This is a genomic window from Streptococcus ruminicola (assembly GCF_011387195.1).
Classification (GTDB): domain Bacteria; phylum Bacillota; class Bacilli; order Lactobacillales; family Streptococcaceae; genus Streptococcus; species Streptococcus ruminicola.
In genome coordinates, this window is record NZ_CP046919.1 from 1,784,367 (window position 1) to 1,800,947 (window position 16,581).

13 protein-coding genes are annotated in these 16,581 nt (G+C 37.6%); 4 read left to right on the forward strand and 9 right to left on the reverse strand.

Annotation, left to right across the window (positions count from 1 at the left end; all coding sequences use genetic code 11):
- Positions 1–24: 24 nt before the first annotated feature.
- The 3 genes from GPZ88_RS09075 to GPZ88_RS09085 all read right to left on the reverse strand — a co-directional run bounded on the left by GPZ88_RS09075 (position 25) and on the right by GPZ88_RS09085 (position 4,820).
- On the reverse strand, positions 25–1,101 hold the full coding sequence (locus GPZ88_RS09075) for an aspartate-semialdehyde dehydrogenase (protein ID WP_006532177.1): 1,077 nt from the start codon (positions 1,099–1,101) through the stop codon (positions 25–27).
- Positions 1,102–1,445: 344 nt separating this feature from the next.
- Complete coding sequence (cls, locus tag GPZ88_RS09080) at positions 1,446–3,035, reverse strand: cardiolipin synthase (RefSeq protein WP_166044178.1); 1,590 nt, start codon at positions 3,033–3,035, stop codon at positions 1,446–1,448.
- A 114-nt stretch (positions 3,036–3,149) separates the two neighbouring features.
- Positions 3,150–4,820, reverse strand: coding sequence for a formate--tetrahydrofolate ligase (locus tag GPZ88_RS09085; protein ID WP_166044180.1), 1,671 nt, complete (start codon positions 4,818–4,820; stop codon positions 3,150–3,152).
- Between the two features lie 367 nt (positions 4,821–5,187).
- Here GPZ88_RS09085 and GPZ88_RS09090 point away from each other — a divergent pair, with 367 nt between their 5' ends.
- The 4 genes from GPZ88_RS09090 to GPZ88_RS09105 all read left to right on the forward strand — a co-directional run bounded on the left by GPZ88_RS09090 (position 5,188) and on the right by GPZ88_RS09105 (position 9,001).
- Entirely contained in the window at positions 5,188–5,874 is a 687-nt protein-coding gene (locus GPZ88_RS09090; protein WP_166044182.1) for a phosphopantothenate--cysteine ligase, read from the forward strand.
- Positions 5,867–6,406 (forward strand): phosphopantothenoylcysteine decarboxylase, encoded by a 540-nt coding sequence (gene coaC / locus GPZ88_RS09095; protein ID WP_166044184.1) that lies wholly within the window; start codon positions 5,867–5,869, stop codon positions 6,404–6,406. Before GPZ88_RS09090 ends, coaC begins: the two co-directional genes overlap by 8 nt.
- Positions 6,407–6,494: 88 nt before the next feature.
- Positions 6,495–7,067, forward strand: coding sequence for an ECF transporter S component (locus GPZ88_RS09100; protein ID WP_014334774.1), 573 nt, complete (start codon positions 6,495–6,497; stop codon positions 7,065–7,067).
- 218 nt (positions 7,068–7,285) lie between these two features.
- Positions 7,286–9,001, forward strand: a complete 1,716-nt coding sequence (locus GPZ88_RS09105; protein WP_166044186.1) for a phospho-sugar mutase — start codon at positions 7,286–7,288, stop codon at positions 8,999–9,001.
- A gap of 199 nt (positions 9,002–9,200) precedes the next feature.
- On the opposite strand, the gene GPZ88_RS09110 is transcribed toward GPZ88_RS09105, so the two are convergent.
- From GPZ88_RS09110 to gyrA, 6 genes are all read right to left on the reverse strand, one after another.
- On the reverse strand, positions 9,201–10,460 hold the full coding sequence (locus GPZ88_RS09110) for an NRAMP family divalent metal transporter (protein WP_074601968.1): 1,260 nt from the start codon (positions 10,458–10,460) through the stop codon (positions 9,201–9,203).
- Positions 10,461–10,657: 197 nt separating this feature from the next.
- A complete protein-coding gene (locus GPZ88_RS09115; protein ID WP_166044188.1) occupies positions 10,658–11,557 on the reverse strand; it encodes a TDT family transporter in 900 nt (299 codons plus the stop codon).
- Positions 11,558–11,678: 121 nt separating this feature from the next.
- Entirely contained in the window at positions 11,679–12,644 is a 966-nt protein-coding gene (locus GPZ88_RS09120) for a DUF1002 domain-containing protein (RefSeq protein ID WP_166044190.1), read from the reverse strand.
- A gap of 84 nt (positions 12,645–12,728) precedes the next feature.
- Complete coding sequence (gloA2, locus tag GPZ88_RS09125; protein ID WP_166044192.1) at positions 12,729–13,142, reverse strand: SMU1112c/YaeR family gloxylase I-like metalloprotein; 414 nt, start codon at positions 13,140–13,142, stop codon at positions 12,729–12,731.
- A 66-nt stretch (positions 13,143–13,208) separates the two neighbouring features.
- Positions 13,209–13,952: a class A sortase gene (locus tag GPZ88_RS09130; RefSeq protein ID WP_234791874.1), complete on the reverse strand. Its 744-nt coding sequence runs from the start codon at positions 13,950–13,952 to the stop codon at positions 13,209–13,211.
- Position 13,953: 1 nt separating this feature from the next.
- Positions 13,954–16,407 (reverse strand): DNA gyrase subunit A, encoded by a 2,454-nt coding sequence (gene gyrA, locus GPZ88_RS09135; protein ID WP_039696870.1) that lies wholly within the window; start codon positions 16,405–16,407, stop codon positions 13,954–13,956.
- Positions 16,408–16,581 lie beyond the last annotated feature (174 nt).

The window sequence follows — 16,581 nt, forward strand, 5'->3', positions numbered from 1 at the left end:
TCTAAAAGAAACTGGTTTGAGTTGTTATTTTAGTTCGAATTTAAGCTCTTTAGTTGGGTGGACAAGTCCGCGTTCGTGAAGTGTTTCAGCAATTTGGACTGAGTTCCAAGCGGCACCTTTAAGAAGGTTGTCTGAAACAACCCACATATGAATACCATTTTCAACATCAAGGTCTTTACGGATACGTCCAACAAATGTTTCGCGTTTGCCCACAGCGTTAGCAGCTTGTGGGTAAACTTGGTTAGCAACATCATCTTCAAGGACAGCGCCTGGGAATCCAGCAATAGCTGCTTTCACTTCTTCGATTGGAGCAACTTCTTTTGTTTCGATGTAAACTGCTTCAGAGTGTGAGAAAAGAACTGGCACACGAACACATGTTGCTGAAACAGGAAGATCTGGTTCTTCCATGATTTTCTTAGTTTCGTTTGTCATTTTCATTTCTTCGTAAGTGTAGTCATTATCGGTGAAGACATCGATTTGTGCAAGTGCGTTAAATGCGATTGGGAAGTGTTTTTTATCACCACCACATGGCAAGATGTCAGCGTGAACGTCTTTTGGTTCAACACCATCATTAACAACTTCTTTGATTTCACGAAGTGTTTCATTGATAGCTGATTGACCAGCACCAGAAACGGCTTGGTAAGTAGAGACGATGATACGGCTCAAACCCCATTTTTGACGAACGGGTTCCAAAGCAACCATCATTTGGATAGTTGAACAGTTTGGACAAGCAATGATACCATTGTGAGCATCTAAAGCGTGAGCATTGACTTCAGGTACGACAAGTGGCACATCTGGATTTTGACGGAAATAAGATGTGTTATCGACAACAACTGCTCCTGCTTTAACAGCGTATGGAGCGAATTTTGCAGAAACAGAACCACCTGCAGAGAAAAGAGCAATATCAACGCCTTCAAATGAATCTTCAGTTGTTAATTCAACAGTAACATCTTGCCCCTTATACTTCAAAACTTTCCCAGCAGAACGTGAAGATGACAAAAGACGTACTTTGTCAATAGGGAGTGTTGATTGTTCTAATTGTTGAATCATGCGAGTTCCAACGGCACCTGTGGCACCAACGACAGCGACTGTATAGCCCATTTCAATACCTCTTCCTGGAAAATAGTATACTATTCTCAATTTTCTAAAAATTTATAGTAGCTACATTATACAATTTTTTAACTCAAAAGAAAAGTCTGAATTTTATTTAATTTTAAAAATTTTTTGACAACAAAAAAATCCCCACCAAATTGGTAGGGATATGAGGCATTCAAAAATGAATGTGGCAAAAAGGTTCACACAGATTGCCAAAGTCCGCTCCTGCGTTTCTAGTCAAACTAGAATGACCTCCTCTCTTGCGCAAATAAACTCTCAAATCGAGTTAATTCGGCTCATCGCATGTTCCTAGTATACCATAGAAGGCAAGATTTGCAAATACTTTGTTTCTACATCAAGGGTGCGATGGTTTTGACCAGTAATCCAATGAGTTTTTCATGGGTTGGTCGACTATCAAGCGTCTCTTGAGTGACGCGTTTACTTTTTCGCATAGTTTGAATGCAATCATCATAAATATCTCGAATAGCATCAACTTTATACATATAAGTTGCACATTCAAAATGGTGATATAAACTACGATAGTCAAGGTTAATCGTTCCGACTACTGCTTTGCTGTCATCGCTGATAAAGACTTTAGAATGGACAAATCCTGGTGTGTAGAGATAGATTTTAACACCTGAGCGCATGAGTTTGCTAAAGTAAGTTTTTGCCAGCATATAAGGAACTTTTTTATCTGGAATTCCAGGCATGATAATTCGCACATCTACACCACGTTCCGCGGCAAAACAAAGCGCGTGCTCCATTTCACTATCAAGAATGAGATAAGGTGTCATGATGTAGACGTATTCTCTGGCGTGGTTAAGAATATCAATATAAACATTCTCACCAATTTTATCGGTATCAAGTGGCGAATCACCATATGGAATAACATAACCATTTGCTTTTCGTTTTTTATCATGCTTAGCAAGGTAAGGTTTGACAACCATTTGTCTTTCAGTGATTGACCACATTTGTAAGAACAGTACTAAAAAACTGTCAACTGCCTCACCCTCAAGCATCAGAGCAGTGTCTTTCCAATGACCAAAACGATTGATTTTGTTAATATACTCGTCAGCTAAGTTCACTCCGCCTGTGAAACCTACTTTACCATCAATCACAATGATCTTTCGGTGATCACGGTAATTGTAATAAGTTGAGATAAAAGGTGAAATTGGTGAAAAAGCTTTGGCTTTGATACCAATTTTCTCTAAGCGTTGTGTGTAATCAAAAGATAAGGTTGAAAATTCAATCATGCCATCGTAGAGGACACGAACTTCCACTCCTTCCCTGACTTTTTGCTCTAGAATTCGTAGAATTTCACCCCACATCTTACCTTCTGCAATGATGAAAAATTCCATGAAAATGTATTCTTCAGCCTTGAGCAATTGTTTTTTTAGTTCTTCGAAAAACTTTTCTCCACTTGGGAAATAAGTCACTTCGGTATTTTGATAAGCTGGAAAGTCACCGCGACTACGGTCAAAATACTGAACCAAATGATAGGTCGTCGACGTATTACTTTTCAAAACTCTCAATGTTTCCAAATTATCTTGCAAATATTGGCTGCTAGCATCAACCAAATGGTTCATTCGAAGTTTGAGACCGCGATAACCCCAATCAAGCTTGGTATAAATGAGAAAAAGTGACCCTAACAAAGGGGCAATCATTACCAGAATAAGCCAAGTCACACGTGATAGAGCGTCCATTTCACTGTTTACAAGATATAATACAGTTGCAATGGCAAGAGCACGTTCAATCATAGCGACCCAAATACGATAGTGATCTAGCCAAGCAAATGATGCAATGATGAACAAAAGTTGCAAGATCAACAGGATAGAAATGACAGTTGTCCGACTAAAAATTCCTCGAAGAAAACTGCGTCGGCTTTTATCTAATAAGCGTAATGCTTTGATTTTATTAGTGCTTTTATTGTCGATAATCATAACCTCCACATCATTTTTTCTTCATTTACTTCTATTATATCATATTTTACTGGCTGCTTTTTTCTGGAAAAATAGAAAAAGCCGGCAAAAGCCGACCTTTTAGTGGTAAGTTTATTAGAACAATCCGATAGCTGTTCCATCTTCAGCAACGTCCATGTTAAGCGCTGCTGGTTTTTTAGGAAGTCCTGGCATTGTCATCACATCACCAGTCAAAGCAACGATGAATCCAGCACCAGTTTTTGGAACAAATTCACGAATTGTGATATCAAAGCCTTCTGGTGCTCCAAGAAGTGTTGGATTGTCAGAGAAGCTATATTGTGTTTTAGCCATACATACTGGCAATTTGTCCCAACCAAATTGAGCAAATTGTTTCAATTGGTTTTTAGCTTTTTTGCCGAAGATAACTTTGTTACCGCCGTAGATTTCAGTAACGATTTTAGTGACTTTTTCTTCAAGTGAATCGTCATCAGAGTAAAGACGTTTGTAGTTGGCATTACCATTTTCAACGGCATTAACAACGGCTTTAGCAAGGTCAACCCCACCGTCAGCACCGTTTGCCCAAACACTTGCAAGTTCAACTGGTACATCGATTGCAGCACAAAGTTCTTTGAGGGCAGCAATTTCAGCTTCTGTGTCCGCTACAAATTCATTAATGGCAACAACTGCTGGAACATCAAATTTACGGACGTTTTCAACGTGACGTTTAAGGTTAGCAAATCCAGCACGAACAGCTTCGACATTTTCTTCACCAAGATCTGTTTTAGCTACGCCACCATGCATTTTAAGGGCGCGAATTGTAGCGACGATAACCACAGCATCTGGTGTTGTTGGAAGATTTGGTGTTTTAATATCAAGGAATTTTTCAGCACCAAGGTCAGCACCAAAACCAGCTTCTGTAATTGTGTAATCTGCTAAGTGAAGAGCTGTTGTTGTTGCAAGAACAGAGTTACAACCGTGTGCGATATTGGCAAATGGTCCACCGTGAACAAAGGCTGGTGTTCCATAGATAGTTTGAACAAGGTTTGGTTTGATAGCATCTTTAAGGATAAGTGTCAAAGCACCTTCTACTTTAAGGTCACGCACGTAAACTGGTGTACGGTCGTAACGGTAAGCAACCACGATATTTGCCAAACGTTCTTTCAAGTCTTTGATATCTGTTGCCAAACACAAGATAGCCATGATTTCTGAAGCAACTGTGATATCAAAACCATCTTCGCGAGGAATACCATTAACTGGGCTACCAAGACCAACAGTGACATGACGAAGAGCGCGGTCATTAAGGTCGACAACGCGTTTCCAAATGATACGACGTTGGTCGATACCTAATTCGTTTCCTTGGTGCATGTGGTTATCGATAATTGCTGAAAGGGCATTATTTGCAGTTGTGATAGCATGCATATCACCTGTGAAGTGAAGGTTGATATCTTCCATTGGAAGAACTTGCGCATAACCACCACCAGCAGCACCACCTTTGATTCCCATAACAGGACCAAGTGAAGGTTCACGCAAAGCAAGCATTGTTTTTTTGCCGATCTTATTCAACGCATCAGCAAGACCGATAGACATTGTTGATTTTCCTTCACCAGCTGGTGTTGGGTTGATAGCTGTGACAAGGACAAGTTTACCTGGTTTATTTTCTTGAACAGATTTGATTTTATCAAATGATAATTTTGCTTTATATTTACCATAGAGTTCAATATCATCAAATGTGATACCAACTTTTTCAACAACTTCTGTAATTGGTTTAAGCTCAACGCTTTGTGCAATTTCGATATCTGATTTCACGGGGACTCTCCTCTGATATTTTTTGATTGATAAAAACATTATAACACACTTTTTTAAAAACGCACGATATTTATTAAAATAATTATTATTGTTCGTGTTTCAGTGTTATTAAACAACTTTTTTTATCAATAGTTATAGTTATTCGTTATAACAAAGAACATTTTCAAAATCCTTGAAATAACAGAATTCATTAGAGATTGTTCGTTTTGAAAACCATTGAAATCAATTGTTTCATTCTTCAAACTTCTCAGGAGAAAAGGTTGTTATTGTTCGTTTTTAGGTAAATATTTGTGAAAAATAGGCACTTTCTAAATTAAAAGTGTGTCAAACAATTTACGAAAAAAATGTTTTTGTGTAAAATAAGGCTATGAAAATTTTAATAACATCCGGTGGAACAACCGAGAAGATAGATTCTGTGCGTGGCATTACTAACCATGCTACAGGAACTTTAGGAAAATATATCGCTGAAGCTTTTTTAGAAAAAGGGTATCAGGTAACTTTGGTTACAACTAAAGAAGCTGTTAAACCAAAGGATCACCCTCTTTTAACTGTGCAGATCATTACGAATGTTGATAGTTTGCTAAAAACACTTGAACCACTTGTCAAAACGCACGACGTCTTTATTCATAGCATGGCAGTATCTGACTACACACCTGTTTATATGACAGATCTTAATGAAGTTGAACAGGCTGAGCATGTTTCTGATTTGTTAAAACGTCAAAATACGGAATCTAAGATTTCTTCTAAGGAAGACTACCAAGTGCTTTTTTTGAAGAAAACGCCAAAAGTGATTTCTTTAGTGAAAACTTGGAATCCTGATATCTGCCTAATTGGCTTTAAATTGTTGGTTAATGTCAGCAAAGACGAGCTTTTTGCTGTTGCGCGTGAAAGTTTACAAAAAAATAAAGCCCGCTATATCCTTGCTAATGATTTAACAGAGATTAAGGGAGACAAGCACCATGCTTATTTGCTAGATGAGTCTCATGTCTATGAAGCAGATACTAAAAAAGCTATTGCAAACTTGATTTTTGAAAGGGTGACAAATCATGTCTAAAAGTATTTTATTAGCTGTTTCTGGTAGTATTTCTGCCTATAAAGCAGCTGATTTAACTAATCGATTAACCAAACTTGGCTATGATGTTCATGTTTTAATGACCAAGGCTGCTACTGATTTTATCACGCCACTGACGCTTCAGGTCTTGTCAAAAAATACTGTTCATCTTGATGTTATGACCGAAGAGGATCCTAAGAGCGTTAATCATATCGAATTAGCTAAAAAAGCTGATTTATTTATCCTTGCCCCTGCTTCTGCTAATACTTTAGCAAAATTAGCGCACGGTTTAGCTGATAATATGGTTACAGCTACTGCTCTTGCTTTGCCAGCTGAAACACCTAAATTAATTGCGCCAGCCATGAACACAAAAATGTATGAAAATCCCTTAACGCAGCGTAATTTATCGATCTTAAAAGAGGTCGGTTATGAGGAAATTGAGCCACGTTCAAGCCTTTTAGCTTGTGGAGATCTTGGTCGCGGTGCGCTGGCTGAACTTGACACAATTATCGAGTATATTGAAAAACGTCTATAATTTTACCCTTGTCAAGACACCTGTAAATTTGTATAATGTATTGGGCTTTCAAAAGAGAAGCCAAAAAAGTCATCTCTTAGGAGGAGTTATGAAAAACAGTAAAGCAGCAAGTAATATTGCCACAGTTGCAATTTTCTTTGCTATCATGCTTGTTATTAATTTCTTAACAAGCCTTGTCTTTAACCTTTGGCCTGTGCCAATCAAGCCGACACTTATTCACGTTCCAGTAATCATTGCATCTATTGTTTACGGACCACGAATCGGTGCTACGCTTGGTGCTTTAATGGGAGTTATCAGTGTAACAGTGAACACTTTGACTCTTCTACCAACAAGTTACCTCTTCTCTCCATTTGTTGAAAATGGTAATCTTTCTTCATTAATTGTTGCCATGGTACCTCGTATTCTGATTGGTATCACACCATATTTTGTTTATAAATGGCTTCATAATAGATTTGGTATCATTGTCGCTGGTGCTATTGGTTCTATGACAAATACAATCTTTGTTTTGGGTGGTATTTTCTTCCTCTTTGCAAATGTGTATAGTGGAGATATCAAAGCACTACTTGCAGTTGTCTTTGGTACAAATGCGATTGCAGAGATGATTATTTCAGCTATTTTAACGCTTGCAATTGTTCCAAAATTACAGAAAATCAGAGCATAAATAATGAAAATCACGGGAAAACCGTGGTTTTTTTAGTCACATGAAGTTAAAAAAATTGGTTAATTTTTACCTTACACAAACGTTTGCGTAACTAGACCAAAGTACTCAAAAAGCTTGATTTAACAATATTTTCACTAAAATTAAATTTTTACTAGCTAAATGATTTACAAAGTGGTATAATGAAAGCGTTTATAAGAACATATAAAGGAGTTCCATTAATGACTTACACTGAAAACTATCAAAAATGGCTCGATTTTGCGGAGCTTCCCGATTATCTCCGTGAAGAATTGTTAGCCATGGACGAAAAGACAAAAGAAGATGCTTTCTACACAAACCTTGAGTTTGGTACAGCAGGTATGCGTGGTGTTATCGGCGCTGGTACTAACCGTATCAACGTTTACGTTGTTCGCCAAGCTACTGAAGGTCTTGCAAAACTTATCGAAACAAAAGGTGAAGATGTTAAAAAACGTGGTGTTGCTATCGCCTACGACTCACGTCATTTCTCACCTGAATTTGCTTTCGAATCTGCTCAAGTTTTAGCAAAACATGGCATTAAAGCATATGTTTTCGAATCACTTCGCCCAACTCCAGAATTGTCATTTGCTGTTCGTCACCTTGGTACTTTTGCTGGTATCATGGTTACTGCAAGTCACAACCCTGCTCCATTTAATGGTTACAAAGTTTATGGTGAAGATGGTGGACAAATGCCACCTGCTGATGCTGATGCCTTGACTGACTTCATTCGTGCTATCGATGATCCATTTGCCATCGAATTAGCTGATCTTGAAGAAAGCAAAGCTTCTGGTCTTATTGAAGTTATCGGTGAAAATGTCGATGCTGAATACCTTAAAGAAGTTAAAGACGTCAACATCAACCAAAAATTGATTGATGAATACGGCAAAGACATGAAGATTGTCTACACTCCACTTCACGGTACTGGTGAAATGCTTGCTCGTCGAGCTCTTGCACAAGCTGGTTTTGAATCTGTACAGGTTGTTGAAGCTCAAGCTGTTCCAGACCCAGACTTCTCAACTGTAAAATCTCCAAACCCAGAAAATCAAGAAGCATTTGCTCTTGCTGAAGAACTTGGACGCAAAGTTGATGCTGACGTTCTTGTTGCAACTGACCCAGATGCTGACCGTCTTGGTGTTGAAATTCGTCAAGCTGACGGTTCATACCGTAACCTTTCTGGTAACCAAATCGGTGCTATCATTGCTAAATACATTCTTGAAGCACATAAAACAGCTGGAACTCTTCCAGAAAATGCAGCTTTGGCAAAATCAATCGTATCAACTGAATTGGTAACTAAAATCGCTGAAAGCTACGGCGCTAAAATGTTTAACGTCTTGACTGGTTTCAAATTCATCGCAGAAAAAATTCAAGAATTTGAAGAAAAACACAACCACACTTATATGTTTGGTTTCGAAGAAAGCTTCGGTTACCTTATCAAACCATTCGTACGTGATAAAGATGCCGTTCAAGCTGTTCTTATCGTAGCTGAAATTGCTGCTTACTACCGCTCACGTGGTTTAACACTTGCTGATGGTATCGAAGAAATCTACAAAGAATACGGATACTTCGCAGAAAAAACTATCTCAGTAACACTTAGCGGTGTTGACGGTGCTGCAGAAATCAAGAAAATCATGGATAAATTCCGTGACAACGCTCCTGCTCAATTCAACTCAACTGATATTGTTAAAACTGAAGACTTCTTGGCTCAAACTGCTACAAGCGCAAATGGCGTTGAAAAATTGACAACTCCACCAAGCAACGTATTAAAATATGTTCTTGCTGATGATTCTTGGATTGCTGTTCGTCCTTCAGGTACAGAACCAAAAATCAAATTCTACTTCGCAACAGTTGGTTCTGACTTAGCTGATGCTGAAGCTAAAATTGCTAACATCGAAAAAGAAATTAACGCATTTGTTAAATAATTTTAGTTAGATATTCTAAAACTCCTTCTATTCTAGAAGGAGTTTTTTTACGCACTAAATTAGATCATTCAATATTAAAAAGGCAACCACCAATTAGTTTACATAAATATATTTATATACAACAAAACAACACCCAAGGGAGATAAGGTGCTGTTTCTTTTTTGTTTTTTAGGGAGTGTTCATTTCATGAAAAAACGTATTAAATATTACCAGTTAGCCAAGCAATGATAAAGAACAATGCAAAACCAAAGAGGTAAATAAGACCAATGATTGATAGAACTTTCAACCAAGGTTTGATTTGATGTTCTTTGTTATTAACCAAAGAATAATTAAGGTAACCAAAGAATGGTGTTGTGATGAATGATGCAATCATGGCAAAGCGGAGCATTGTTGCCACATTACCAGCAAATAGATAAACAATGATAAGACCAACTGCTGCTGTCACAGTCATCCAAGCATAAAGAGCTTTTTGAGATGATTCTTCCTTACCAAGTAATAATCGAAGGGATTCGTTGTTAGCACGAGAATACCCATCAATAACTGTGATAACTGTACCGAAGATACATAGGAAGGCAATTAGGGTAATCAAGAAGCGAGCCCATTCACCAAGTACTTCAGCGTACATGTTAACGAATTGAGCGATGTAAGCTGCTGATGCACTTTGTACTTCTTCACCAGAGCCAAATTGAATTAAGGCACCAAGAGCACAGAAGATAAGTGCTAAGATTGCTGTTCCAATGTAACCAATATTAAAATCAAAAACAGCATCCTTCTCTGACATATTGACGGTTTTACGTTTTTCAACTGACCACATTGAATTGATGGCTGAGATTTCAATTGGACAAGGCATCCACCCCATTAATGAAACGATAAATGGTAAAGCTGCCATGCGCCATGGTGTTGGAGCTTCAAAGTTTGGAGCGTATTCACGGTGTTTGAATAATGCAACAACAACCGCCAAAACAGTTGCCAAAGTCAAGGCAGTCATTACCCATTTCGCAAGCGAATCAAGGAAACGATAACCACCGATCAGTAACATGGCCCAAATAATCACAATAATGATAGTAGTCAATTGTGAAATGCTCAATCCAAAGCCATTTGGGAAGACATTATATAAAATTGCTGCGCAAAGAATACCAACCCCAGCGGTATTAACGATTGCTGAGAAGACATTTAAGATGAAGAAAACAGCTAACCAACCTTTACCTTTTTCAGCATAGCCTTCAATCAAGCTTTTATTATTTTCCATTGTGTATTGGGAACCAAAACGGAAAAATGGATATTTGAAAATGTTAATCAAAATAATCAGCAAAGCCAATTGCCATCCATAGATAGCTCCTGCTTGTGTAGAAGAAACGATGTGTGAGCCGCCAACAGCAGCTGATGCCATTAGAATACCAGGGCCAAGTGCTTTAAGTTTAGTGCGCCAGGTCGACTGTTGTTCTGTGCTTTCAGTCATAAACCAGACCTCTTTCTAAATAAACTTTCAATTTTCAGATAATTCTGAATTGTGCAAGATTTATTTTACAACTCAAACTAAAGAAAGTCAACCTTTTTACGTAAATTTTCTGAAAAAACTGAAAAATATCTTTTGAAACACAAAAAAAAGACCGGTAACTAGAGCCTCGGTCTCTTTAAAAAAATACGTTTTTCTCTTTATTCTGTAAAATAATTAATATACCCTGCTACCACTCTAATCAAAATTAAGATTGCTACTACTAACTCGATGACATACAAAAAATATAAACCTTCAAAATAAATAACTGCTCCTTTTAATGCAATTGCCGTAACAATCAAAGGAAAAGTTAAAGCTGAAAACCCTGGATTGAAAGGGCTTTTTAAAATTCCTGGAACAAAATAAAGAACGATAAGGTATAACATTTGCGACAGAATAATCAATCCTAAAAGTAATGGGCGATAGATAGTTTCAAAAGCATTGAGATAAGCTACTGCCACTAAGGCTGGAGCACACAGTGTAGCTAGGTTAGCTTTTACATCGTCAGGAATTCCATGTTTCCACAATCTTAGAAAAATCGTCGGTAAAAGAACTATTAAAGCAAGTAAGAGATAAATAAAGATAGTTTTACCTAGTTGAGAGTATCCCGTCCAGGGAACAGTTAAACTAGAGATTCCTATTCCTATATATAGAACTGCCCATGATGGAAAGACGTTACTTAGCTCAAAATTCCATAGAAATCTTTTTGAAAAGATAACAATGTAACTAATCAATGCAATAAAAGACAGCCACCAAATCGTCCGGAAAACTCCCTCGGTAAATCCATACCATTCTGGAAAGACATCCTGATAGACAATCATCAGCATTCCTTGCATTAGGAGTGTCGGAAAAATTGAGGCTGTTAGCGGATTTTTAAGTGCAAGTCTATAGTTCTTAAAAGATTTTACAAATGCCGTTAGTAATAGTAAATATAAAACAAAAGCTATACCACCTAGTACATAACGCAAAAGAGTTGAATAATCTCCCAAGGTGTTTCCTAATGAAAAAAAGCTCAATCCTAAGCCACCTAATGCTAAAGGAGGTTCTTTTAATTTTCTCATCTATTCTCCTTAGTATCATGTTTCTTTATAAAAACGAAAAAATACCTCACAAAACATGAGGTATTTTTATTGTAACATAAATAAGTTAGGGTCAAAAGCTCTTTAAAAATCCAGCTTACTATTAAAACAAGTTTTTAAAGAAGTTGACAATAGCTTGCCAGATGTTAGCCAAGAAGCCTTTTCCTGATTCTAAAGCGCTTGATGAATCAAAATTCAAGTTAATACCCTTGAATGATGAACCTGCATTTGAAACAATACTGTCCTTCAAAGAAGCCAAGGCTGATTTGAAGCTACTGCTATCAATGATGTTTGATTTTGAAAGGTTGAAAGCAAAGTTAACAATCATGTTGATTTGGTTATTTGATAACACGTCTTTCAATTTATAGTTATCAAGTGTTTCATCAACGATTTTACGAACATCATCTTTTGTCACGTTAGACCCGGCATCTGCTACTGCTGATTTGATATCAGCTAAAGCAACGTTCAATTTGTCAGCGTCATAACCATCTGTACCTTGATTTTCAGCATTGATAGTAGACAAGGTATTCAATTCTTCTTGTGCTAATTGCTTACTTTCATCAGAAACTTTAGCACCATTTTCTTCAAGTGAATAATAAATTCCAGCCAAAGCCGATTCACCTGTTACAGGGATTGGTGAGGCTACAGTGATTGCGGCGTGTTCGATACCAAGTGTTACTGCAGCGTTGCGGTACATATCTGACGTTACTTTTGTGATATTTTCAGGAGTGACAATATTAACCGTTAATGTCTCTGAAGATCCCAATTTTTGAATTTTAACTGATGAGTATAATTGTAAACTTGGGTCATCAGCAACATCCATAATCTTAGCATAAGCACTTGTTGTAATCGTTTTGACGCTTGTGTCTTTTGAACTATCATAACCAAGCAATGACAAGGTTTGATTGCGTTGATCATCCGATAAAGAATAACCAAGCACATAATCTGGTTGCACATATGTTTCATCAATGACATTTTGAACTGAGTTACTTGCTGCTTGAACGTGACTAACTGTAAGAGTTGAGAATAATGCTAGCGCACAAGCCATGAGTGTCTTTTTAAATTTCATCTTAACTAATTCCTTTCACTTAGGTATTTAATTATAGCACTTCTTGTTTAAAGCGTCTGAAAAAAACTGTTATTTACTCACATTCTACTCGTGTAGTTCTAGGGGAAGGCCATCTGGGTCAAAGAAGAACGTCATTTTCTTGCCAGTATAGTCATCGTGACGGATAGGTTGCACGTAAATTCCCATATCTTCGAGCTCAGCCTTATAGGCTTCAATATTTTCAACGTAAAAAGCTAAATGACGAAGACCGCAAGCTTCCATATGGTACTCTGGTTGCCCAACACGTTTTGGTGGTGCAACATAAGCTGGATCTGATGTCTTATTCCCGAAAATTTCAAGTTCGATAGAACCACATTTCAAATCAAGCTTGTAATCGTGACGTTCTGGACGATGGTTTTCGCGGATAATTTCAAAACCAAGTTTGTTAACGTAAAAGTTACGTGATTTGTCATAATCAGAGACGATAAGTGCCACATGGTGAACAGCGTTTAATTTCATAAAAATCTCCTTGTTAATGTATGTTTAGAAAAAGCCGAGAATAAAACTTACTCTCAGCTTTTTTCTTTAAAAGGTCATTTGATTGTAAGAGTAATCAAAGGCTTTGTGAATGTCGTTTGAAGCTTGGTCATAGGCAATAGATGATTCTAAACTACCTCTAACAACAATTCGCTCAGTTGCTTGCTGATCTGTACAAGTTACTAGAGTGACCAAAGCTTGATCAGGAACATCATTTAAAACATCTGAACGGTCAGGTGTCACTAAAAATTTTTCAGTGATAACGTAGGTGTAAATTGTTGATTTATCGGTAAGGTAAATCTTCATTCCAGCCTTAGCATTCTCTAAAGGTGAAAACAACATCTTAGATGAACCAGAAATACCAAAAACGTGATGGCTAGCAAGGGCGTAATTATTCTGTCCACCCATTACTTGATCTTCTTTCATCGTTCCAGCTCCATAGGACAACTCAGTATTTCCCAAACCTTTAAAAATTGGGAGATTAATACCAAGATCTGGTATGGCAATACCGCCAATCACAGGAAGGTCAACATTAGCCGACTGAGCTTTTAACACTGATTCGACTGTTACAGGTTCAACTGCTGAGAAATCATAAGTCACTTTAGCATTTTGATTATCTTTAATCTTCTTTTTAGAGACTTTGTTGATTTGATAATGATTTGACTGATGGCCAATCAAAAAATTACAAATGGATTTATTAAAAATCAAGGCAAGTCCTAAAAGCAATAGAACTAAACAAAGTGTAATCCTAAGGAAAGTCAAAAAACGATGTGTTTTCTTCTTTTTCATTATTCTAATCTTCTACTTCTTCAGTTTCTTGTTCTTCTTCTGGTTGAACAAGAGCTAGAGTCATGATTTTCGCATCTTGGTCAAGGCGCATGATTTTAACACCCAATGTTGCACGACCAGTTTGAGAAATGTCAGCGACGCTTGTACGAATCATGACACCTGTGTCTGTGATGACCATGATATCTTCATCGCCGTTAACTGTTACAAGTCCAGCCAATTGACCATTTTTCTCAGTAATATTAGCAGTCTTGATACCTTTACCACCACGACCTTTAGTTGGATATTCAGAAGCTAGTGTACGTTTACCATAACCTTTTTCAGTAATGACAAGAACTTCTTGGTCATCTGTAATACGTGAAGCACCGATAACTTCATCGCCTTCACGAAGGTTAACACCACGAACACCAGTTGCTGAACGGCTCATGCTACGAACATCAGATTCGTTAAAGCGAACGCTGTAACCAGTCTTAGTTCCGATGATAATATCATCATTACCGTTTGTTCGGATAACGTTGATTAACTCGTCACCTTCTTTTAAGTTAAGGGCTTTAAGACCATTTTGACGGATATTGCTAAATTCAGACTCTTTGGTACGTTTTACAACACCTTGTCGTGTGACAAAGAACAAGTAATTTTCGTTATCATCACTGCCTTTTTCACTGATAATAGTTTGAACAGTTTCACCTTCATCAAGTTTTAGAAGGTTAACAATTGGCAATCCCTTAGCCGTACGACCATACTCAGGAATTTCATAACCTTTCAAGCGGTAAACACGTCCTTTATTAGTCATGAAATATACATGGTCATGGGTATTTGTAGAAACTAATTCACGAACAAAGTCATCGTCATTAACACCAGTTCCTTGAACACCTCGTCCACCACGACGTTGAGCACGGAATTCGTCTTGAGCAAGACGTTTGATGTATCCTTTATTTGAAAGAGTAATCAAGACGTCTTCTTCTTCAATCAAATCTTCGTCTTCAAGTGAAAGAACTTCACCAACCATCAATTCAGTACGACGTGGATCAGCGTATTTACGTTTAATCTCATCCATTTCTTCTTTGATGATTGTGATAACGCGTTCTGGTTTTGCCAAAATATCAGCCAAATCAGCAATCAATGCGAGAAGGTCATCGTATTCGGCTTGGATTTTTTCGCGTTCCAATCCTGTCAAACGACGAAGACGCATATCAAGGATAGCTTGACTTTGACGTTCAGATAAGTTGAATCGACTCATCAATTCGCCTTGAGCGATTACATCTGTTTCACTATTACGGATAATGCTAATAACTTCATCAAGGTGATCAAGTGCAATTAACAAACCTTCTAAGATGTGAGCACGTTTTTCAGCTTTGGCTTTATCGAACTCTGTACGACGAACAATAACTTCTTTTTGGTGTTCAATGTAATCAACAATGATTTGTTTCAAAGAAAGAATCTTCGGAACACCATTTTCAATAGCAAGCATGTTAAAGCTGAAGTTTGTTTGCAAGCTAGTAAGTTTGAATAAGTTATTTAGAATAACGTTTGCTGATGCGTCACGACGCACTTCAATGATAAATCGGATACCTTCACGGCTTGATTCATCACGAACGGCGGTAATTCCTTCGATACGTTTTTCTTGTGCTAAACGAACGATGTGTTCGTGAACTTTAGTCTTGTTAACTCCGTATGGGAATTCTGTGACAACAATACGTTCACGACCGCTCTTAGTTGTTTCGATTTCAGTACGTGAGCGAAGAACGATAGAACCTTTACCAGTTTCATAGGCTTTACGAATTCCAGATTTACCCATAACAAGCGCTCCTGTTGGGAAATCAGGACCAGGCAATACTTCCATCAACTCACGTGTTGTAACATCAGGATTATCCATAACCAGTTTAACGGCATCAATAGATTCCCCTAAGTTGTGTGGTGGAATATTAGTTGCCATACCAACGGCAATACCTGTCGCACCGTTAACGAGTAAGTTAGGAAAACGTGATGGCAAAACAAGTGGTTCACGTTCACTACCATCGTAGTTATCTTGGAAATCAACAGTATTCTTGTTAATATCACGAAGCATTTCAAGAGCGATTTTACTCATACGTGCTTCTGTATAACGTTGTGCGGCTGCGCCGTCTCCGTCCATAGAACCAAAGTTTCCGTGTCCGTCAACGAGCATGTGGCGGTAGCTCCACCATTGTGCCATACGCACCATTGCTTCATAAATTGATGAATCACCGTGTGGGTGATATTTACCCATAACATCACCGGTGATACGTGCAGATTTCTTATGAGGTTTATCTGGCGTTACACCGAGCTCATTCATCCCATACAAGATACGACGATGAACTGGTTTCAATCCATCGCGTACATCAGGAAGAGCACGAGCAACAATAACAGACATGGCGTAATCAATAAAGCTTGTCTTCATTTCTGAAGTTAGATTTACGTCAATTAAATTCTTATCCTGCATTAAGGAAAAACACTCCTTTTCTAGTGTAAAACTCAACTATATTATACCACAAAAAGTACGGTAAAACCATATCTTGACCAATCTCCTTTTACGTCTTATTAACTAAATGTAAGATTAGCTATCAAAGTTTTCCTAAGTATTTTCAAAATAATAATATGGCAAAAAATCAGTAAA

Bases quoted from the DNA above. Each gene is read 5' to 3' on its own strand.
- GPZ88_RS09075 (WP_006532177.1), bottom strand. From the start codon at position 1,101: ATGGGCTATACAGTCGCTGTCGTTGGTGCCACAGGTGCCGTTGGAACT.
- cls (WP_166044178.1), bottom strand. From the start codon at position 3,035: ATGATTATCGACAATAAAAGCACTAATAAAATCAAAGCATTACGCTTA.
- GPZ88_RS09090 (WP_166044182.1), top strand. From the start codon at position 5,188: ATGAAAATTTTAATAACATCCGGTGGAACAACCGAGAAGATAGATTCT.
- coaC (WP_166044184.1), top strand. From the start codon at position 5,867: ATGTCTAAAAGTATTTTATTAGCTGTTTCTGGTAGTATTTCTGCCTAT.
- GPZ88_RS09100 (WP_014334774.1), top strand. From the start codon at position 6,495: ATGAAAAACAGTAAAGCAGCAAGTAATATTGCCACAGTTGCAATTTTC.
- GPZ88_RS09105 (WP_166044186.1), top strand. From the start codon at position 7,286: ATGACTTACACTGAAAACTATCAAAAATGGCTCGATTTTGCGGAGCTT.
- GPZ88_RS09110 (WP_074601968.1), bottom strand. From the start codon at position 10,460: ATGACTGAAAGCACAGAACAACAGTCGACCTGGCGCACTAAACTTAAA.
- GPZ88_RS09115 (WP_166044188.1), bottom strand. From the start codon at position 11,557: ATGAGAAAATTAAAAGAACCTCCTTTAGCATTAGGTGGCTTAGGATTG.
- GPZ88_RS09120 (WP_166044190.1), bottom strand. From the start codon at position 12,644: ATGAAATTTAAAAAGACACTCATGGCTTGTGCGCTAGCATTATTCTCA.
- gloA2 (WP_166044192.1), bottom strand. From the start codon at position 13,142: ATGAAATTAAACGCTGTTCACCATGTGGCACTTATCGTCTCTGATTAT.
- gyrA (WP_039696870.1), bottom strand. From the start codon at position 16,407: ATGCAGGATAAGAATTTAATTGACGTAAATCTAACTTCAGAAATGAAG.